23 protein-coding genes are annotated in these 18026 nt (G+C 40.6%); 11 read left to right on the top strand and 12 right to left on the bottom strand.

Annotated features, from left to right (window positions below):
• Nucleotides 1–83: 83 nt before the first annotated feature.
• A complete protein-coding gene (locus tag A5888_RS11590; protein WP_086349575.1) occupies nucleotides 84–731 on the top strand; it encodes a hypothetical protein in 648 nt (215 codons plus the stop codon).
• A gap of 165 nt (nucleotides 732–896) precedes the next feature.
• Complete coding sequence (locus A5888_RS11585) at nucleotides 897–1253, top strand: PTS glucitol/sorbitol transporter subunit IIA (protein WP_086349576.1); 357 nt, start codon at nucleotides 897–899, stop codon at nucleotides 1251–1253.
• Between the two features lie 78 nt (nucleotides 1254–1331).
• Here A5888_RS11585 and A5888_RS11580 read toward each other — a convergent pair whose 3' ends face one another.
• The 5 genes from A5888_RS11580 to A5888_RS11560 all read right to left on the bottom strand — a co-directional run bounded on the left by A5888_RS11580 (nucleotide 1332) and on the right by A5888_RS11560 (nucleotide 4996).
• Nucleotides 1332–1814: a GNAT family N-acetyltransferase gene (locus A5888_RS11580; protein ID WP_086349577.1), complete on the bottom strand. Its 483-nt coding sequence runs from the start codon at nucleotides 1812–1814 to the stop codon at nucleotides 1332–1334.
• Nucleotides 1815–2100: 286 nt separating this feature from the next.
• On the bottom strand, nucleotides 2101–2823 hold the full coding sequence (locus A5888_RS11575; protein WP_139843868.1) for a hypothetical protein: 723 nt from the start codon (nucleotides 2821–2823) through the stop codon (nucleotides 2101–2103).
• A complete protein-coding gene (locus A5888_RS11570) occupies nucleotides 2820–3494 on the bottom strand; it encodes a hypothetical protein (RefSeq protein WP_086349579.1) in 675 nt (224 codons plus the stop codon). Before A5888_RS11570 ends, A5888_RS11575 begins: the two co-directional genes overlap by 4 nt.
• Nucleotides 3491–4342 (bottom strand): ABC transporter ATP-binding protein, encoded by an 852-nt coding sequence (locus A5888_RS11565; protein ID WP_086349580.1) that lies wholly within the window; start codon nucleotides 4340–4342, stop codon nucleotides 3491–3493. Before A5888_RS11565 ends, A5888_RS11570 begins: the two co-directional genes overlap by 4 nt.
• 63 nt (nucleotides 4343–4405) lie before the next feature.
• On the bottom strand, nucleotides 4406–4996 hold the full coding sequence (locus A5888_RS11560; protein WP_339101625.1) for a TetR/AcrR family transcriptional regulator: 591 nt from the start codon (nucleotides 4994–4996) through the stop codon (nucleotides 4406–4408).
• A 188-nt stretch (nucleotides 4997–5184) separates the two neighbouring features.
• Here A5888_RS11560 and A5888_RS11555 point away from each other — a divergent pair, with 188 nt between their 5' ends.
• The 5 genes from A5888_RS11555 to A5888_RS11535 all read left to right on the top strand — a co-directional run bounded on the left by A5888_RS11555 (nucleotide 5185) and on the right by A5888_RS11535 (nucleotide 9069).
• Nucleotides 5185–6066, top strand: a complete 882-nt coding sequence (locus A5888_RS11555) for an AraC family transcriptional regulator (protein ID WP_086349582.1) — start codon at nucleotides 5185–5187, stop codon at nucleotides 6064–6066.
• 40 nt (nucleotides 6067–6106) lie between these two features.
• Nucleotides 6107–6577 carry a GyrI-like domain-containing protein gene (locus A5888_RS11550; protein ID WP_086349861.1) on the top strand — a complete coding sequence of 157 codons (471 nt, stop codon included), beginning with the start codon at nucleotides 6107–6109 and terminating at the stop codon, nucleotides 6575–6577.
• Nucleotides 6567–7493: an ABC transporter ATP-binding protein gene (locus A5888_RS11545; RefSeq protein WP_086349583.1), complete on the top strand. Its 927-nt coding sequence runs from the start codon at nucleotides 6567–6569 to the stop codon at nucleotides 7491–7493. The genes A5888_RS11550 and A5888_RS11545 overlap by 11 nt, the downstream gene beginning before the upstream one ends.
• A complete protein-coding gene (locus A5888_RS11540; RefSeq protein WP_086349584.1) occupies nucleotides 7490–8224 on the top strand; it encodes an ABC transporter permease in 735 nt (244 codons plus the stop codon). Before A5888_RS11545 ends, A5888_RS11540 begins: the two co-directional genes overlap by 4 nt.
• Before the next feature lie 128 nt (nucleotides 8225–8352).
• A complete protein-coding gene (locus A5888_RS11535) occupies nucleotides 8353–9069 on the top strand; it encodes a DNA alkylation repair protein (protein ID WP_086349585.1) in 717 nt (238 codons plus the stop codon).
• Between the two features lie 112 nt (nucleotides 9070–9181).
• On the opposite strand, the gene A5888_RS11530 is transcribed toward A5888_RS11535, so the two are convergent.
• The 3 genes from A5888_RS11530 to A5888_RS11520 form a co-directional block, all read right to left on the bottom strand.
• On the bottom strand, nucleotides 9182–9655 hold the full coding sequence (locus tag A5888_RS11530; protein WP_086349586.1) for a GyrI-like domain-containing protein: 474 nt from the start codon (nucleotides 9653–9655) through the stop codon (nucleotides 9182–9184).
• 177 nt (nucleotides 9656–9832) lie between these two features.
• The gene (locus A5888_RS11525; RefSeq protein ID WP_086349587.1) at nucleotides 9833–10708 is read right to left on the bottom strand and encodes a helix-turn-helix transcriptional regulator; all 876 of its coding nucleotides are present in this window, start codon (nucleotides 10706–10708) and stop codon (nucleotides 9833–9835) included.
• Between the two features lie 102 nt (nucleotides 10709–10810).
• A complete protein-coding gene (locus A5888_RS11520) occupies nucleotides 10811–11395 on the bottom strand; it encodes a DUF4291 domain-containing protein (RefSeq protein ID WP_212647207.1) in 585 nt (194 codons plus the stop codon).
• Between the two features lie 161 nt (nucleotides 11396–11556).
• On the opposite strand from A5888_RS11520, the gene A5888_RS11515 reads away from it, so the two are divergent.
• The 3 genes from A5888_RS11515 (at nucleotide 11557) to A5888_RS11505 (ending at nucleotide 13685) form a co-directional block, all read left to right on the top strand.
• Nucleotides 11557–12099, top strand: a complete 543-nt coding sequence (locus tag A5888_RS11515) for a sigma-70 family RNA polymerase sigma factor (RefSeq protein WP_086349589.1) — start codon at nucleotides 11557–11559, stop codon at nucleotides 12097–12099.
• Nucleotides 12089–12958 carry a hypothetical protein gene (locus tag A5888_RS11510; protein WP_086349590.1) on the top strand — a complete coding sequence of 290 codons (870 nt, stop codon included), beginning with the start codon at nucleotides 12089–12091 and terminating at the stop codon, nucleotides 12956–12958. Before A5888_RS11515 ends, A5888_RS11510 begins: the two co-directional genes overlap by 11 nt.
• An 88-nt stretch (nucleotides 12959–13046) precedes the next feature.
• A complete protein-coding gene (locus tag A5888_RS11505) occupies nucleotides 13047–13685 on the top strand; it encodes a hypothetical protein (protein WP_086349591.1) in 639 nt (212 codons plus the stop codon).
• 273 nt (nucleotides 13686–13958) lie between these two features.
• Here A5888_RS11505 and A5888_RS11500 read toward each other — a convergent pair whose 3' ends face one another.
• The 3 genes from A5888_RS11500 to A5888_RS11490 all read right to left on the bottom strand — a co-directional run bounded on the left by A5888_RS11500 (nucleotide 13959) and on the right by A5888_RS11490 (nucleotide 16349).
• The gene (locus tag A5888_RS11500) at nucleotides 13959–14792 is read right to left on the bottom strand and encodes a MerR family transcriptional regulator (RefSeq protein ID WP_086349592.1); all 834 of its coding nucleotides are present in this window, start codon (nucleotides 14790–14792) and stop codon (nucleotides 13959–13961) included.
• A gap of 101 nt (nucleotides 14793–14893) precedes the next feature.
• Entirely contained in the window at nucleotides 14894–15634 is a 741-nt protein-coding gene (locus A5888_RS11495; RefSeq protein ID WP_086349593.1) for an ABC transporter permease, read from the bottom strand.
• The gene (locus tag A5888_RS11490) at nucleotides 15627–16349 is read right to left on the bottom strand and encodes an ABC transporter ATP-binding protein (protein WP_086349862.1); all 723 of its coding nucleotides are present in this window, start codon (nucleotides 16347–16349) and stop codon (nucleotides 15627–15629) included. Before A5888_RS11490 ends, A5888_RS11495 begins: the two co-directional genes overlap by 8 nt.
• A gap of 283 nt (nucleotides 16350–16632) precedes the next feature.
• On the opposite strand from A5888_RS11490, the gene A5888_RS11485 reads away from it, so the two are divergent.
• The gene (locus A5888_RS11485) at nucleotides 16633–17031 is read left to right on the top strand and encodes a hypothetical protein (protein ID WP_086349594.1); all 399 of its coding nucleotides are present in this window, start codon (nucleotides 16633–16635) and stop codon (nucleotides 17029–17031) included.
• 94 nt (nucleotides 17032–17125) lie between these two features.
• Here A5888_RS11485 and A5888_RS11480 read toward each other — a convergent pair whose 3' ends face one another.
• Nucleotides 17126–17875 (bottom strand): MurR/RpiR family transcriptional regulator, encoded by a 750-nt coding sequence (locus A5888_RS11480; protein WP_086349595.1) that lies wholly within the window; start codon nucleotides 17873–17875, stop codon nucleotides 17126–17128.
• Between the last annotated feature and the right edge of the window lie 151 nt (nucleotides 17876–18026).

The following is an 18026-nucleotide window of genomic DNA, read 5'->3' as shown; positions in this document are numbered from 1 at the left end:
GACAATAAAAAAACTGATAATTTTATTAGTAACAAGCGTTATTCTATTTGAAAAAAATAAGTGAAAGGGTTGGTATAATTTTTATGGAGAAACCACACACACCGCCAGTTGAATTTTTGTGGCTAGGGTTATATGGCTTTGCGGGTTTTAGTTTGGAACTGATTTTAGGAATGGTTGTTGGTTTGTTTCAAAAGAATAGTCTGGATGTAGCCGTTCATGCAGCTGCAACCGCAATATTATGGTTTGGGGCGGCCTATCTTTTGATGCAGTATGCAAAAAGAAAATTTGGGTTTGATTTGTTTGAGCCGAAGGAGTCACTTGAAAATATCCTATTTTTGCCAATTCTCGGTTTAGTTGTCGTGATTATTATCGTTTCTACGGTGGGCTTTGGCGGCTTTAAACCAATCGTCGAATTTACCGGCAGCCTACAGCACAGTATTCCGGCATTCATTTTCAGGAACATCTATTATTTAGCTGAATCCAGCTTGATTGTTGTAACGATTGCTTTTGGGCAAAAATTTTTTGAAAAGCAATTTTCTCTTTCCGAAAAACTACCGCTCGGAGGTCTCTTTCTTGCGTTGACATGGGGCTTGATGCATATTCTATTGCAAGGCTTTATGGGTGGTCTCTATACAGTATTCTTTTCGCTAGCAGCTGGGGGTATTTTCATTTTATGCAAAAAGGACATTCGATGGACCTATCTATTCGTAGCTCTGGCATTTATTCTATGATTTGTGGGAAAAGATGAAAAGAATAAAGAGTTATTAAGAATGGGAAAGCGATTTCTAAGTGCTGAGTGAGTCTGGTATACTTTTATCAGGTAAGACCGAAATGAATCTTCTATTTTGAAGAAAGAAACGTAATTTTTGAGAAATAGAAATGTTGGAGGAGATAGCATGTACAAAACGATAGTCACTGAAATTGGCGAATTAGTACCGGCATTTGCAGAGGAGCGTTTAGTAGTACTCTTTGGTCCGGAAGCAACATCAGAATTGCGGGCAATAAGTGTCATCCATGAAGCTATAGAGAAGCAAGAGAATGCTTTGGTGGTAGGTCGGACACTTACTATCGGTACACAACGATATGAAATCATCAAAGTTGGTGCGGCAGCGAATAAAAATTTTGACGAGCACGGGCATGTATCTGTTTATTTTCAAGAGGGTATTGATGAGGTGCTTCCCGGAGCTATCATCGTTGGTCCTGGGCAATTTCCTGAAATCAATGTTGGCAATACAATTGAAATTCATCCCTAATAGAAATATGTATCAAAGAAATTTAAGCTAAAGCATAAAAAAACGGTAGGACAAATCAGTCCTAACCGTTTTTTTGTATCAGGTGATGGGCAGTTTTAAGTGATACATCTCTTCTTCCTCAGATGTGTCCATACCGATAAAAGTAAAGCCTAATTTTTTTAGTAAATGAACAGAGGCTGCATTACTTGGCTCGACTCCGGCTTTAACAAGTGAGTAGCCGGATGCTGCTAACTGATCAATCACTGATCGAACCGTTTCTTCAGCATAGCCCTGACGTGCGAAGCTAGGTGTAATTGTGTAACCAATCCAAATAGCCTGTGCTTCTTCTTCTTTTAGATAAATATCCCCAATCAGTTGGTTGTCTTCGAGACGGATGATAGCGAACTGAGCGCCGTCATTTAAAGCCTGTTCTTTTAGTAATGCTTGCTGATAGGCTTCTTTTGACAGGCCTTTAAATCCTTGATGTTTCATCCAATCAAGGTTATTGCGATAGACCATAAAGCAATCTAAATCAGACTCCTCAAAAGGGCGGACCAAACAGCGGGTAGATTGTAGATGCATAATGAATCCTCGTTTCATTTTGATAGGTTCATTGTATAATAGTTCCCTCATAGCGTATATATTTTTCTGAGCCAGTGACAAGGTGTCCGAAGAGTCCTATGGTGGTCTTGTATCACAAAAGCATTATTTTTTCTATAAAATTCCTGTAAAAGAGTTTATGCACAAGTGGGGACTATTGCTCTGAGTAGTGATAAAAGAAAACTATTTATTAAAAATTTATGGAAACTTTCGCCAGAGTTCCTGAAAAAATTCGGATTCCCCTCGCTCTTTAGACACGCCTAATTTATCAGAATATTTTTTTCTGAAAGCGTCTGAATAGTAAAAATCCCCAAACTAGAACGATGATCACTGCAAGAAAGAGGTAAGACAATTTTTCTTTATGAAATGACTCAGCAATCCAAAAAGCAGGAGTAATAGCGAAAAGGTATTTTCCTATAGTAGGAACGAAATAAGGAATGAATAATCCGATGGATAATAGAGAAGTCATTTTTCCCATTGCAAGTCCTTCAACCTTATTGGAAGAAAGAGTAACGATCATCAACGCAGAGAGAAGTCCTTGAGCGACACCGATGAAAACAAGCAAGAAAAGAGCAAATCCGTCAAATAGAGTATGACGAAAAAGGAAAAAGACAATCAAGGTAACAGGTAGTGTCAATAGTGTAGGGAAAACCAATCGTCCAATCAAGTAGCCGCTTCTTTTTAAGGGGGTGACAGAAAAATAGGCGATCATTTTTTCATCGACCTCATCCAAAATAATCATAGCAGCTACGTAGTTTATCATAGCTGGAGTAATCAAAAGCAGGAGGATATCCATCAGTTGATAGTAGGTTTGAAAACTAATGCCCAAGGAGGTATTGGTTTTTAACCATAAATCAGCGGCTGGAATCAGAAAACGAAAAATGGCACCGATTAAAAACGGAACAAATAGGATGATAAACAATAAAGGATCTTGTGTTATTTGGATGAACATTTGTCGAAAATGGTGTTGAATGGCCCGCATATTCATCACAAACCACCTCCAAGTGTTCGTTTCATTCGATTAAAAGTTTTGGTAGCGAAAACAAACAGCAATAGACAGAAAAGACTCAGAATCAACAAAGTAGCTACGATATTCCCTTCTCCGGAAAGCAAAGCAGTTGCCTGACAAAAAGGATACCAGGTTAAAAATTTTATTGGATAGAACACATGAACGATTGGTGCGACAAAACAAATGAGCTGAAAAGGAATTGTCCATAGAAGGTACTGATTCAATGTAGTTATTCGAGCGGCAACAATGAAACCAAGGAAGGTAAAAATAATTGAAAGTAACGCCGTGGTGGCAAGGAGTACTAACAATCGATCTAGCTTGGCTGTATAGCCCAAGACTATTGAAACTGCAACGGAAATCAAGCCTATTGAGCTGGCTTTTCCGAGTAAGTAATTATAGCCTGAAATAGGCGCAACTGTTAACGCGTTGAGCACCTGTTGATTCTTTTCAAGCAGAACGATCGCGCCCATAAAAAATAATCCCAATGCCGCTGGGTCAGAGTATATCATGATGACTCCAACGGTTTGTCGCCATTCAACTGGAAAAAGCAATAAGAAAAAAATGTATAGCAGCATAAAAAAGAGATAAAGATAGTAGAACCCATATTTGAGTTGGAAACGAATGTCTCCCTTTATTAAAGCAACTGTTTTCATATCAAGGTCCTTCCTGTGATCTCTACAAAAATGTCATTTAGCGTAGGTTCACTACTATGAATGGATAGGAGTCGATTTTTTTGAATCAGCTCCTGTAGTAATTGGTCGTGTGAAATAGTTTCTAGTACTGACGTCTTTTCTTGTTCTTTGCCAAGTGAATCAAGATAGGTATAGCTGATTGTTGTAGCCCCGCGGTGCATAATCAAATTATGCGGACTATCAAGAGCTGCGATCGTTCCGTTTACAATAAAAGCAACTCGATCGCACAATTCAGCTGCGTCGAACATATCGTGTGTTGTTAAAAGAATAGTCTTCCCTTTTTGTTGTTCTTTAAGAATCATTTCTTTCATTATCTGGCTATTGGTTGGGTCGAGCCCGTTCGTTGGTTCATCCAAAAAAAGAATTTCGGGATCGTGAAGCAATGCTTTAATAAAATTCAATCGAGCTTTCATTCCCTTTGAAAATGCAGCGACTTTTTTATCCTTAGCTTGCCCAAGCCCAATGGACTCCAATAGCTGATCGATAGATACGAATTGGTTTTTATAAAGAGATTGAAAGAAGCTCAAGTTTTGCTTAGCTGTGAGTTTCTCATATAACGTTGAGTATTCAAAATCTACGCCAATCTGTTCATAAAAATCTTGATGAGCATTCTTACACTCGGTATCAGCAAGCCTAACAGAACCTTGATAATTACGAATTAAACCTGTAAGGATTTTTTGTAAGGTAGATTTCCCAGCACCGGAAGGTCCTAGAAAACCAAAAATTTCTCCTTTTTTTACGTGAAAATTCATTTCTTTTATGAATGGTTGTTGGGTGTAGCTGAAAGTAAGTCCCTCTACTTTTATCATACAATCTTCTCCTTTTTTTTGGTGATTATATTCTTTTTTTTGGTCAAAAAAATAGTGAATTTTTTATTCCATCATTTGTAGGACAAGGCCGCGAATGCACAGATACAGAGCATCATAAGTCTCTGTTTCTCCGGTTTCAGCTTTATGAAGTAGGGTGGTGAAAAGTGACCGGAATGCGGCTGCGTAAGAGGCAATCTCCTTTTTTGGAGAGATGGCAAGCTGCTCGAATAATGTCAAAATCATATCATGATCACTTTCTAAATGGTCCATGATCATTTTTTTTGGCAGCTTTTGAACGAGAAGTGTTAATTCATCTGCTGCCATCATCCGAAGCATTCCAGACTCGTCAGCTTTTCTAAAAAAGAAAAGAATGACTGCGGTAACGGCTTCAACATCTCTTTTATCTTCCACTTGTTGAATCTGTGTATTCAATTCTGTTTCGATTTGTTCATGAAGACCAAGTAATGCTTGAAACAGTAAGGCTTCTTTTGATTCATAAAATAGGTAAAAGGTTCCTTTGGGAATATGAGCGCGAGTAACCAGCATATCCACTGTTGTTTTTTTGATACCGAAGTGGCTTAGACAGTAGGTGGCTTCATTCAATAAACGTTGATTGATTTGTGCTTTTTCTTCAATAGAAAATATTTTCGGCATAATATGAATTCCTTTTTTGACTAAAATTGTATTTTTAGTCATCATACTCTTTCTTACTAAGAAATGTCAATCAAATAATTGAATAAAAAAAGATCATTCATTCTGGAAAACCTCGCAAAAGCCGATCGGTTTTTGCGAGGTCTCACTTATTTATTCATGCTAGACTTGAAATCAAAGAGGTGAGGCCAATGTTGAAACAGTTTGATGATGTATTGAGCTATATTGAAGAGCAGTTAAAGGGTGAGATTTTGCAAGAAGAAATTGCTAAGCGTTCCTGTTGTACGTTTCCGGCTTTTCAAAAAATGTTTTCTTATATTGTGGGAATTCCGTTGTCTTTATATATCAGACGTAGAAAAATGAGTGCCGCGGTATTTGATTTGCTGGAAGGGCAATCAATTGTGGCACTTTCTGAGGTGTATGGGTATCAATCGCCAACAGCCTTTAATCGAGCCTTTCAATCGATTCATGGGTTCCCACCTTCAGAAGTCAAACAGAAGAAAAATGAGCTAGTCAGCTATCCTCGATTGCATCTTTCTTTAGCAGTTTCAGGAGAAGCTTCGATACGCTACCGTATTGAGGAAAAGAAAGCAATGGTTTTTGTCGGGAAAAGGTATCGCCTGAATCGAGAGGTAGAAGAGAATTTTCAGCAAGTACCGACTTTCTGGCATGATTTTCAACGAACAGAGCAATATAGCCAGTTGCGCGATTCTACTGACTGTGGGATAGACGAGTTCATCTATGGCGTGGCAGTTGCTAAGGCTGGCGTACCCGATAGCTATTACATCGGGCTGTCTGTGAAAGAAGAAAGGACATTGCCAGTGAATGAAATGATTTGTATTCCGAAACAGACATGGGTGGTTTTTTCTGGGGAAGGAGCGATGCCTGAAACGATGCAGCAGATGTATCGTACCTTCTATAGAGAATGGTTACCGGCAGCGGATTATGACTACGAAATAACAGTAGGGGATATCGAGGTGTACCCGCTGAAGCAAGAATCACTTGAAGCAGAAAAATGTGAGCTGTGGCTGCCAATAAAAAGAAAAACAAGAGCGTATCAATTGTTTTACTAATCAATGCGAGTCGCTAGAACAGGAAAGGTGGATGAGAAAAGTGAATGAAGTAATTGAAATCAAAGATATTGAGCCAATGCGTGTGGCATACAAGACATATGAGGGGGATCTGAGGCAAGCAGGAAGGCATATGCCGTCCGTTTTTAAAGCAATCAAAGGAAGAAGCAATGGCAGTCCATTTTTTTCTATTTATTCTTCTGATCCTCAAACGAAAATAGGCAAAGCGGATTTGTGTGTACCGACAGAGGAGACGCCCGTAGCGAATGATATATTTGTTAAAGAAACACCTCGGGTCAAAGCCGCATGTGTCCTTCATCAAGGTAGCTATGAAGAACTTTCTGTAGCTTATGAGCAATTGGCTGACTATGTGAGAACACAGGGCTTGCTCGTCACAGGACCGTGTCGAGAAGTCTATATCAAAGGCCCGGGTGCGCTGCTGAAGGGCAATCCTAAAAAGTATTTGACAGAGATTCAGCTTCCCATTGATGGGAGTAAAGCCGATGATTATTGACATTCGTAGTCTAAGCAAGCACTACTCAACGGGGGTGAAAGCGTTGAATCAGCTGAATATGACAGTCAAAAAGGGCGAGATTTTTGCACTGCTAGGGCCAAACGGTGCGGGGAAGTCGACTCTAATCAATATTTTGACGACTGTCAGTCAACCAACAAGTGGTGCGGTGAAGCTGTTTGGTGAGGAGTTGAGTGGAAAAAATCGTCAGGTGTTCCAACAAAAAATTGCTTGTGTGACTCAAAGGACTTCTGTAGACAGCTATCTTACAGCGCAAGAAAATATGCTTTTCCAAAGTAAGCTGTATGGTGTAGAACAGGAGTTGGCGGAGCAACGGATGAAAGAGCTGACTCGTTTGTTTGATCTGACACGCTATTTGACCTATCCGGTCGGCAGCTATTCGGGTGGTGTAAAGAGGCGGTTGGATATCGCGATCAATTTGATTTCAGCACCGGAGCTGTTGTTTTTGGATGAGCCGACAGTCGGCATGGACGCAATTTCTCGGCGAGCGATGTGGGCGTATATACGCAAGATTAAAGAGCAGCTTGGTACGACTATTTTTCTGACAACCCATTATCTTGAGGAAGCGGAGCAATTGAGTGATACGATCTGCATTATGGACAAAGGGAAAAAGCTAATACAAGGGAGTCGTCAGGAATTGAATCGTTATGTCTCTCAGCAGCTTAGTCAGGTGGTTTTTGACGAACCGCTGCATTGTCAACAAGCGGCGGAAATTTTATCTAATGCAGGAATAGTCCTTGCTAAACAGTACGAATTGGAATTGCTGACAGCGGAACCGATAGAACCAATAGTCAGGCTCTTATTGGAAAAGAAGGTGATATTCTCTGGCATTCGCCGAGTAAAGCCGTCGTTGGAGGATGTCTTTACAACGATTCTTAGGAAGGAGGAAACAGGATGATTCGACACTTGTTATTGCGAACAATCAAATGGCGGTTTCATCATAAAATCACGATTTTCTTAACGATTGTGCAGCCGCTGATTTGGCTGATTTTATATAGTGCCGTTGCCGGTAATTATCAGGAATACACGGGATTTATTTTACCGGGCATCATGGTTTTAGTCTTGTTTTCATCCTGTAGCAGCAGCGGGATGATGAACTATGTTATGAAAAATCAGGGCAGCTTTTATCGTTTACTACGAGCGCCTGTTCATCAGAGTCGTATTATTTTCAGTCAAAATCTTGAAGCGGTATTGCTGTCGTTTGCTGAAATTTTAGTACTGATTATGGTGTCTCTCTTACTAGGCGTGCGCTTCTCTTTGAGTCCGCAAGCCATCCTGTTGATAGGCGCATTACTTTTTCTATCCGCTTTTGTGACAGCGAATATCGCTTATGCGATCAGCTTGAAGCTGCCTAATGAGTTGCTGTATGAAACAGTGATGAATCTGATTGTCTTGCCTTTATTTTTCAGCAGTACAGCTTTGTTTCCGTTAGAAAATATGCAAGGAGCAATTCGTTTTCTTGTGCTGTTGAATCCCTTCACTCATGTAATCAACAGCATTCGTGCGCTGCTTTTTAATCAGTCACTGGAGGGGGGATATCTTTTGGGGATCTTCGGTGTGCTCATTCTGCTGTCGTTTTTCTGCTTCTCGTTGTCCTGCTATATGTTGAAAAAAGAAAGTAGCCAGTAACGGTATTCTTTCTCTAATTTTTATAGTACAGTAGAAAAAAAGAAATGGACTGAGCCTGCAATATTTATTAATCGGAGGAACGATTTATAAAATGCTTGGCATATACCTTAAATGAACGGGGGAAGAAAATGAGGGTTGAAGAGGTACTGTATTTTTTAGAGGAGCATGCATCAGAGAAATATAAGAAAAACGTGGTGAAGCTGGGTATACCGGAAGCTGAAACTATAGGTGTAGCAACATCAGATTTGCGGAAGCTGGCAAAGAAAATGCCAAAGGACAAGGTCTTCATCCAGGCGCTTTGGCATATTGGTTATCATGAGTGTAAAATACTGGCAGTGCTGGCATTGAAGCCTGCGGATTTTTCGAAAGTAGAGCTTGCTGCTTTGATGGAAGATATTCATTCATGGGATTTGTGTGATCTGTTTTGTAAAACGGTCCTGATCGAAATGTCGGATTATGACACTTGGATCAATGCTTGGATTGCTGATGAGCGCTTGTATTATAAGCGTGCGGCATTTACTCTAATTGCGAGTACCTCCACACGGGTTGCGTTGACTGAAGCGGAGCTGAAACGGTACTTGGAGCTGATTCAAGCAAATAGTGATGATGATCGTTTGTTGGTGAAAAAGGCAGTGTCTTGGGCACTAAGAGAACTTGGAAAGACCAGTGAAGAAGCGAAAGAACAGAGTATTGCGACGGCTGAATGGTTGTGCGAGCAAGAATCCAAAGCACAGCAGTGGATAGGGAAAGACGCATTGAAGGAATTGCCGTTATTGGTGAAAGTGAGTGGACGTACGCGGCTGATTTCCTCGAAATCCAAGATGGGGAAAGAAGCACAAAAATAGGTGAAATAGGAAGGCTGTAAGAGCGGTGTATGTGGCTAATTAACGGCTGTCTGAGTATTCACTAATGTCTAAAAAAATGAGTAGCTCACAATGGAGTTACTCATTTTTTGTGCTAACGATAAGGCAGCTCAATAATGGTTTCTTGCTTGGATAAATCAATTTCTTCATCGCTTAGATAGTATTCATAGGAGCAGTTCATAAATGTCCCGCCGACTGTTTTAATCTCCTCGAAGAGCTGTTTGTAGATATCGATCATTGCATCGTCATAGTTTCCGACATACAGAACAGTCATCGCTTTATACGACGGCAGTAAATAGGCTTTAATCAAATCCTTTTCAGGTATCCGTTTATCCACAGGAAAGCCAATTTCCATTTCAATTTGTGATTCATCCAGCTTGCCTGTTTCATGCATGTTTTTAAAAGAGACAAAGGGATTGCTTAGAACATTCGCTCCTTGTTCAGAAATATATTTTCCGAGCTCCATAAAGGTGGGACCGATGATCTTTGGTAACTCCGTCACATTTAGACCGGTACGAGTGATGGAAACAATCGTTTGTTCTGGTTTGGTTATTTTTTCTATTTTCATGTTCAAGCTCCTTTCGATGATAAAGCTGATTCATCAGGTCAAATCAGCACATAGTTAAAAAATATCGGCAGTTACAGTATCCAGTGTTGTCATATACCACAATTACTGATCAGGTAATCGCTCAACAATGCATTGTTTTCTGTAGTGTAGCATGCGAAAGTGCCGAATCATGTCATATTATAAATTGTTTTCCAAAAAATGTTTGGCGTGGGCATAGACTGTTTCTTTGACCCATTCCGGTTCCACGATACGAACATTTTTTCCGAACGGCAAAAGAAAACTGTACAAATCGTCCACCTGTGTGAATTCAAAGGTGATGTTGTAGCTGTTATCTGGATTGACTGTAACCTTTTCGTGGAAAAAGCGGTCATAAATATTGTAAGCGATCCGTTTACTGAACTGCAGGGTCACCTTGAAGGTTTCATAGAGGTCATCTATATTTTCCGGAAAAATGGGATGAAAACTCTCCTCTGTCAGCTGAACAGATTTGATGCTTTCTAAAGGAAATAGTGTATGGCTTTGTTTTTCAGGGACAAAAGCAAGCAACAGCCAGGATTGTCCCTTAAATATGATTTTTAATGGCTCGGCCTGAATCAGCATCGTTTGTCCACGCTTGCTATAGAAGATAAAGGTGGTTTTTCGTGTCAGTAAAATTGCTTTTCTCAGCATGGTAAAGGTGTCTGTTTCATTGGGTAAAGAAGAAGGTAGGCTGATTTCGATCCATTCTTTTAAATCAAAAACGGAATCGAATTTATGCAGCAGCTTATCTGTTTCAAGAATACCTAGGGATTTCAAAAGATTCAGTGCCAGAAACAGATCTTCTTGTTGTGTATCATTGAGCAGTGCCTGATTCAAGGTAAAAGAGTCATCTAAAAAAATTCCGCCGTTTTTCCCTTTAACAGAATAAACAGGGATTCCTGAAAGACTTAGGGCATCCACATCTCTGTAGATAGTGCGTGTAGAAACCTCAAAGCGTTCCGCCAATTCTTTAGCAGTCGTTTGTTTGCGGTATAAAAGAATCAGTACAGTTTCTAGTAGTCGGTTGATTTGCATAAGGTCACCTCATTGTAGAGTTCACTAAATAAGGAAGAACAATCGTTTCAGACCACCGATTGTTCTTCTTGAACATACTTGTGGTATCTAGTGCAACAGCACTTATTTGATGATACCCAGGATTTTCTTTTCTGTTTCGGATAACGGGAATTCGGTTTCTGTTGGTAAAATGATTTTTTCCATTTCCCCCTTATTCAGTAATTCTTTCGTTTCATGGACATAGGACGTAATATCGGTGATATTTTGGGTCCATTCCTGAACATACTTCGAGACGATTTCTCCGCGTAGACCGAGCTGGATCGCTTTTCGTTCCATCGGTTGCAGATAGATATCTTTATCTGGGTCCCACTGACATCTGACCAGTGCGTGTTTTCCTTTCTCCTGCCAAGCTTCTTTTGATTGATAAAGGTCTTTGTTGTAAGTGGAAAGCACGACTTCGTGTAGAATTTCATGAAATCCTTCAATAGACAGGTCAATGGCCAAGACTCGTTCCTGCCCTACTTTTGTCGCCCAACCGGAGCGGTACATCATCCAAAGAAAGGAAGGCTTGATCCAGGTCATCCGCTCCATCTTGAAGTGGGGACCAAAATGGCCTAATGCCACAGCTTCGTCAGCAATATTATGGTTGTATGCTTGATAGACTCGAATAGTCTGTGTAGTAAAAGATGCGTTGATTTTTTTCTCCATTATTTTTCTCCTATAAAAAGTTGTTATCATTATTGTATAGTAGACGATAGGGAATGAGAAGTTTATTTCTACTGTCTCTTTCGCAATAAATCGTAGGAAATAGGAAAAACTTTGAAACCAACCGACTTTTTTTCGGCACTATTAGGTAAAGAGGTGAAATGATGGGGGACTTCAATAATCACGAGGAATTATTGGTGAAAAAGGCTATTAAAGGAGATAAAGAAGCTTTAGGGTTGGTTTTGCAACAGAATCAGGAATATATCTATAAAATGGCCTACATTTACACCGGGAACCAACAAGACGCGTTAGATATTCTGCAGGAGGCAGCAGCCCAGTCGGTAAGTTCGATTCGAACATTGAAGGAGCCCAAGTATTTTTTAACATGGTTCTGTAAAATCATGGTGCGTCAAACAGGCAAGCTTTTTAAAAGCCGGCAACATGAAGTGTTGGTGGAAGAAAATCAGGAGTGGGCCGATCAGGCAGGATCCGTTCTTTCAGAAGAGACTTCCGTAGACTTACTTCGAGCAATCATGGCGTTGGAGGATAAGTATCGACTGGTTTTGCACTTATATTATTATCAAGATTTTTCTATTAGAGAGATCAGCCAGTTAGTAGGGCTGAAAGAAGGAACAGTTAAAACGAATTTGAAACGGGGACGTGAAAGGCTTCGTGGACTATTGGGAGATGATTATTATGACAGATAAAACGAAAGAAGTATTTCAGCAAGCTGTTGAGCAAATTCATGTACCCAAAAGCGATGTTCGGCGGGCGTTAAATCTTGGGATTCAAGCAGAACCGGTAGTGAAGAAAAAACGATTCAGTTTATGGATTGAAATTGGGGTTGTGATTGCAGCGATTGCCAGTGTGCTGCTTATGCTTCGGTTTACAGCCTTAAAACCAGAAGAACGAGCCAATCTTAATGAGTCAACAACGACCATTTCTTCCATAGAACCAGTAACTGAAATAGACAAATGGGGGCTGACCAATAACAATTGGCGGAGCGAAATGGGGACCTTTTTTTCTTTTTCTGCCTCTGATGTACAGATACAGGAAATTGGAAAGAATAGGGTCGTTTATACTTACGTGATTAATGGAGATACGCTTCAATTACTTGATTCTTCCGGAGTTGTTCAGGCTACCTATGATATGGTGCAAGAAGAGGAAGCAATCATACTGACAGCGATAGAAGCACCAGTACAGGTAATTACGCTGCATCCCCTTATCGTGAAGGTCTATACAGAAGCCGATATCGCGACTTTAGAGCCTGCGGTTACACCGGATTTGACTGCACATGAATGGATTATGGAGGTAAATGATGATTGGGGGTTCAATACCTTGACCTTTGATGCTACGATGATGAGAAATAATCCATCGGGTCCAAGTTCGGAAGTTTTAGGTACCTATTTTATTAATGGAGATGAAATTCAACTCAACTATGATGCTATGGGCGGGCTTCAAGCGAACTTTCGAATGTATTGGGATGGGGATGTACTGGTTTTTTGGCCTTCCGATGCCAACGATCATAAAGAGGAACGACAAATGGTTTTGGAGCCAAAAGAATAAAAAGTGAAACCAAGTCAGTCATTTTCTGCACTATTCTGGTGAAGGGGTCAATACCGACCGCGGATTAAAGAAAAGGAGAGTGACGTGGATGAAAAGAACAGGTAGAAAATGGCTAGTTTTGGGTTCAAGCGTACTATTACTTGGTGGCGGAATACTGTTGTATACCAATAATAATTTGGCGAATGCTGGACAGGAGAGCGCGCCTGGGGCGAAGCTCAATAAGGTAGCGAAAAAACCTTTTGCTTTACCGAAAAAAGAAACGACAAGTACTGTAGAGGCATTGCCGGAGAACACAAGTGTAGATGAAACAATGGCTATACGTCCTATTGAAATCGAGCATGGGCCTCAGGTCACACAAGAGGATTTAATGAACCATAAGTGGATTCCTTTTGATCCCCAAATGGAAGAAATCATGAAGGAGGAAGGAGAGGAGAACCACTCGCTTATGGATAAATCTGTTCATACGTTTCATAAAACGGAACGACAAATAGAGTCGGTAAATAGTGAAACTGGGGAGATTATTCCAGCAATGAAAGGTGAAACAAAAAGTTTCTATACCTTGCAAGGAGATATTTTCCACGAAGAATTCCAATTGACCAACCAAACCTTGCAGGCGACCTATCAACTAAGTTGGCAAGGCAGTAAAATACTGTTTAATCCCTATGATGAATACGATCATAAAGAGGAACGGCAGGTCGTACTTCAGCCAGTCGAAATCGTGAAATAGAGCTGAAGCTAGCGCAATTAAGAATAAAGAGTCCGGGACATAAATAAATTTCCGGACTTTTAGCATGCCTAATTCCGAATAAACGGTGGGACAGAAGCAACTACTAGCAGCGAGCTGCGTCGATGTCCGCTCAACATCAGTGGTAAACCACTGTGTTTCAAGGCTCTTCGACAATAAGCCAAAATTCAGCAAAAATTTGTGGAACAATTTTCGTAAATTCCGTCTTATTGCTTGAAGCTAACCGCTTCTGTCCCAACCTCATTTGAGAGAAAATCAGTTCTTTTGAACAGGAAATTGGATTTCTGTCAGCCATTCCTGTTCTGTATCTTTGTTCCAAATACCATCGATGTAATGTTCTCGTGGTGGTTCAGTCATGTCGTAGCCATTGGATTCAATAAAGCGGACAGCTGCTGCATATGCTTTAGGAAAGCCTTCATATGGCCCTTGATGGAGCACGCAAACCGCTGTTTCTACTTTTGGGATTTCTTTGAATTTGATTGTATCGCTGTCTTCCTTTTTCTCGATTACTGATTCGCAAATTTCCGCGTTAATGTCTTCTTCCCGATAGCCGCCATCATGATAAATGTTGAAACAGTAGCCGGGTTCGATACATTCACAGCCCATCTTTTCCATCTCTGCGCCCATAGCAGGGACATAGGAAAAAAGAGCACCATAGTTAGGCAGTTGAAGCGACATAGAGGCAACCGTTACGCCAGGCAATTCCTTAATAACAGGATGGTAGGTGGTTTCTTCATCCTTTGTTTGTGCATAGCCTTCTAGTAAGGCAAGCATCGTTGTCCGGTCTGCAATTTCCTTTAATAGCTGCTGCTTTTTTCGTTTCAGAAGATTGTCTTCGTTGGTCCCGCTTTGGACTTGCTTGATTTCTTCCAAAGAACAGCCGATTTCTCGTAAAGCAATCAGCTGGTGAAGGATAGGCAATTGGCTGGAGCTGTAATAACGGTAGCCATTTTCAGGGTCAATAAATTGAGGCTTCAATAGTCCGACGTCGTCGTAATGGCGGAGTGCTTTGATTGTGACATGGTTCATTCGGGAAAACATACCGATACGGTAAAGCTTTTCTTCTTCTTTTTTACAATCGATAGTCATAAAAAGGTCTCCTATCTTTATTCGTAGTTTGGATTTTTTATTGAGTAAACAGTTCCTCTGAATGGCGAATGTCAATCAGAGGACTGTCATAATTGAAAGAACTATTCCCAACGGAACAGTTTAGTAGCGAGTAACGTACAGACGATCGTGATAGTGATCATTAACAGAAAAATCATCAGTGGATTACCAACAGGTTCATTCAATGTGATGGATTTCAACAGTTTGATTCCTTGAGTCAGCGGCAAGATACTTGCGGCATTCTGAAATGCTTTGGGAAACAGCTCAAACGGGATAACTGCACCAGATAAGAAGAGCATCGGAAAGTACACAAAGGTACAAACGAGATTCGCAATTTTCAATGTTGGACAGAGACTGGCGATCAGCATACCGATACTGTACATTGCCAGCATGACTAAGAAGTAGGCACCGATGAGGGCTAACCAACTGCCGTTCATTTGATAGCCCAGAAAAACAGTACTGGCAAAAATAATCGTTAACGCCGAAGCCATCGCTGTCAGCATGCCGACGAAAACCTGTACGGATAAAATCAATAGCGGGCTGGCAGGCGTCACACAATAATGCTTTAATATCTTTTTATCGCGATAATCGCAAATTGTCAATGGGATACCCATAAATGCTGTTGCGCATATTCCGACAGCGAGCAACGAACTGAAGCTGCTGTCCATAAATGTATACGTCCCTTGAGCGACTTGCTGCTCACCGGCGATAAAGGAAATCAGTAGTAGGATTCCCAGAGGCATACCGATACCGAAAAGCACGCCATCTAGTGAACGTAACCCTAGTTTTCCTTCAATTTTGACTAAAGTTAAAAATTTACGCATAGCTTACTCCCTCCATATGTTGTAGATAGGCGTCTTCTAAGCTTGAAGCACCAACTTGTTGAATCAGTTCGGCGACCGTTCCCTCGACAACCTTTTTTCCTTGGTTGATTAAATACAGATAGTCGCACAGCGCTTCGGCTTCCTCCATATAATGCGTTGTTAGAAAAATCGTGATGCCCGAGGCCTTCAACTCCTTCAGAATACTCCAGACTTCTCGGCGCGCTTCGGTATCTAATCCAGTTGTCAGCTCGTCGAGAAAAATGATTTCTGGGTCAGGAATCAATGCCAAAATAATCGACAGCTTTTGTTTCTCTCCACCTGACAGCTTTTCGACAGGCTGTTTCTCATACTGAGTAAGATGGAACAGCTTTAGTAGTTCGTGATAATCTCTGGGCTGATCGTATAAAACAGCGATTTCTTCACACAGCTCAGCTACCTTGATATTGTTCTGATAGCTTGACGCTTGAAGCTGCACCCCGATTTTTTGAAATAAGCTTTTGCGATTTTTACCAGGTATCTCGCCAAGGAGTTGAACCGCCCCGCTGTTGAATTTTTTGATTCCCAGCATACATTCGATCGTTGTTGTTTTTCCGGCACCATTTGAACCAAGTAAGCCGAAAACCTGCCCCTTCTGTACCGAGAAGGACAATTGATCGACAATGGTTCTTCCCCCAATTTTTTTCACCAAGTCTTTAACAATAATATGATTTTCCATTTGAATCCCACCTCTCATTAAGAGCATATATCCTCCCCTAACAGGAGAGTCAAGAAGAGTTAGGAAAAAAGTGTTAAGGAAGAAAAATGATGAATTTAAAGTAGGTAGAGTGGACATCCGCAGGTATCATCTTCACATTTTTTATAGAAAAAATGAAACTTTCGATTGTAACCTATTGACTTAAACCTGACTCTAAGTTTTACACTAAGAGTGTTCAAATGATGTAAAGGCTAATCGAGACGCTGCTTATGTGGATATGGAAGAGAAGAAAGGGTGGCTGAATATGAATGAAAAGTTACGTGTATTACTGGTTGAAGACGAAAAGAGCGCTGGATTTGATATAGTGAGAGTGTTATATGAGAAGTTGGGAAAACTGCTTGTTGAAGAGAAGGATATTGAAGTGATGATCGCTTCCTATACAGAGATGAAGGAACGGTTTGTTTCCGCAGATGTGGTGTTGATCGGCTATCCTAATCGAGCATTGATTCCGAGAATGGCCTATATATATGGCAAAACTACATATGTTGATTTAATTGATCTTCGTGCGTATAGCATATTGGATGCAGAGGCCATCAAGACACAGATCATGACGATAAAAGAATTAAGCAGTCAGGATTTTCACGTGCACCATCAGAACAAGTGGAGTATTTTATGTTCCTTTAAAAATAAAAAGCGAGTGTAGTAGGTAGGAACGGAAGAAGCCTTGTACAGTTTGAAGTGACCCATAAGAGGGGAGTTCAGCTGCACAAGGCTTTTTCGTTTGGAATGAAAGAAGATTACCGATTTTGGCTGCGGATCGCATAGGCATCCAGCAGGATTCTGGCGATAACGGATAGAGGCAAGCGTGAGCGAACCTCGTAATCCGGGAAGTAAGAACCTTCGGATTTAAAACCGATACAAGCTAGTTCAGACAGATTAACTAACGGGCTGGTGCGATTGGCAGAAATCGTCAATGTACTGATTTCCTGATCGTAGCAGTTTTGTGCAGCAATGACCAGCTCTGGTGTTTCACCGTTTAGAGAAACGAAAATGACGAAATCGTCCTTAGCTAGTTTTTTACTGATACTCTTAATAATATTTGGGTCAGTGTGCATTTGCGCATATTTTCCGGCGAGCTGAAATTTGACCATCATTTCTTCTGCAATCAGCTCGGAGAACCCACGAGCGAAGATGACAATTCGTTTTGCGGAATAACATTTTTGCACAGCATCTTCGATTACGCCGCTGTCGATCATATTGATGGATCGGATGACTTCCTGTTCGTTTTTCAGAATAGCTTTTTTGATTTCATTGTCAACTTTTTCAACAACGGAAAAATTTATGGTTGTGTTTGCCTGATCCTTCAGGGAATGCTTAAACGAAGTGAATCCCTCATAGCCTTTTTTCTTCATGGTCCTCACGATAGTTGCAGTAGAGACATTGGCTTCTTCGCTTAGCTTAACGATGGAATAAGATGGGATATGTTCGATGTTTTCCTGGATAAACTGCCAAAGGTATTTTTCTGTTTCGCTTAATTGGGTACTCATAGCTTTTCTCCTCTTCCGTTAGGGTATATAATCGTACCATTTTTATTTTTGGTAAAAAGGCATGAATGGATTTATCTTTACAGAAGGTATTGTACCCTCTTTTTTTGTTTTGTAAAAGTTTTCATCAATCGTCGCTGTTTTAGAAAACATT

Origin of the sequence: Enterococcus sp. 9E7_DIV0242 (assembly GCF_002140975.2) — a bacterium.
Taxonomy (GTDB): domain Bacteria; phylum Bacillota; class Bacilli; order Lactobacillales; family Enterococcaceae; genus Enterococcus_L; species Enterococcus_L clewellii.
This window is presented reverse-complemented; position numbering and strand designations above follow the sequence as displayed.

Excerpts from the sequence above, each read along its gene's own strand:
- A5888_RS11505 (WP_086349591.1), top strand. The coding sequence starts at position 13,047 with ATGAAAAGAACAGGTAGAAAATGGCTAGTTTTGGGTTCAAGCGTACTA.
- A5888_RS11590 (WP_086349575.1), top strand. The coding sequence starts at position 84 with ATGGAGAAACCACACACACCGCCAGTTGAATTTTTGTGGCTAGGGTTA.
- A5888_RS11525 (WP_086349587.1), bottom strand. The coding sequence starts at position 10,708 with ATGCAAATCAACCGACTACTAGAAACTGTACTGATTCTTTTATACCGC.
- A5888_RS11570 (WP_086349579.1), bottom strand. The coding sequence starts at position 3,494 with ATGAAAACAGTTGCTTTAATAAAGGGAGACATTCGTTTCCAACTCAAA.
- A5888_RS11510 (WP_086349590.1), top strand. The coding sequence starts at position 12,089 with ATGACAGATAAAACGAAAGAAGTATTTCAGCAAGCTGTTGAGCAAATT.
- A5888_RS11480 (WP_086349595.1), bottom strand. The coding sequence starts at position 17,875 with ATGAGTACCCAATTAAGCGAAACAGAAAAATACCTTTGGCAGTTTATC.
- A5888_RS11490 (WP_086349862.1), bottom strand. The coding sequence starts at position 16,349 with ATGGAAAATCATATTATTGTTAAAGACTTGGTGAAAAAAATTGGGGGA.
- A5888_RS11520 (WP_212647207.1), bottom strand. The coding sequence starts at position 11,395 with ATGGAGAAAAAAATCAACGCATCTTTTACTACACAGACTATTCGAGTC.
- A5888_RS11515 (WP_086349589.1), top strand. The coding sequence starts at position 11,557 with ATGGGGGACTTCAATAATCACGAGGAATTATTGGTGAAAAAGGCTATT.
- A5888_RS11495 (WP_086349593.1), bottom strand. The coding sequence starts at position 15,634 with ATGCGTAAATTTTTAACTTTAGTCAAAATTGAAGGAAAACTAGGGTTA.
- A5888_RS11580 (WP_086349577.1), bottom strand. The coding sequence starts at position 1,814 with ATGCATCTACAATCTACCCGCTGTTTGGTCCGCCCTTTTGAGGAGTCT.
- A5888_RS11530 (WP_086349586.1), bottom strand. The coding sequence starts at position 9,655 with ATGAAAATAGAAAAAATAACCAAACCAGAACAAACGATTGTTTCCATC.
- A5888_RS11555 (WP_086349582.1), top strand. The coding sequence starts at position 5,185 with ATGTTGAAACAGTTTGATGATGTATTGAGCTATATTGAAGAGCAGTTA.
- A5888_RS11485 (WP_086349594.1), top strand. The coding sequence starts at position 16,633 with ATGAATGAAAAGTTACGTGTATTACTGGTTGAAGACGAAAAGAGCGCT.
- A5888_RS11585 (WP_086349576.1), top strand. The coding sequence starts at position 897 with ATGTACAAAACGATAGTCACTGAAATTGGCGAATTAGTACCGGCATTT.
- A5888_RS11535 (WP_086349585.1), top strand. The coding sequence starts at position 8,353 with ATGAGGGTTGAAGAGGTACTGTATTTTTTAGAGGAGCATGCATCAGAG.
- A5888_RS11560 (WP_339101625.1), bottom strand. The coding sequence starts at position 4,996 with ATGCCGAAAATATTTTCTATTGAAGAAAAAGCACAAATCAATCAACGT.
- A5888_RS11545 (WP_086349583.1), top strand. The coding sequence starts at position 6,567 with ATGATTATTGACATTCGTAGTCTAAGCAAGCACTACTCAACGGGGGTG.
- A5888_RS11500 (WP_086349592.1), bottom strand. The coding sequence starts at position 14,792 with ATGACTATCGATTGTAAAAAAGAAGAAGAAAAGCTTTACCGTATCGGT.
- A5888_RS11540 (WP_086349584.1), top strand. The coding sequence starts at position 7,490 with ATGATTCGACACTTGTTATTGCGAACAATCAAATGGCGGTTTCATCAT.
- A5888_RS11565 (WP_086349580.1), bottom strand. The coding sequence starts at position 4,342 with ATGATAAAAGTAGAGGGACTTACTTTCAGCTACACCCAACAACCATTC.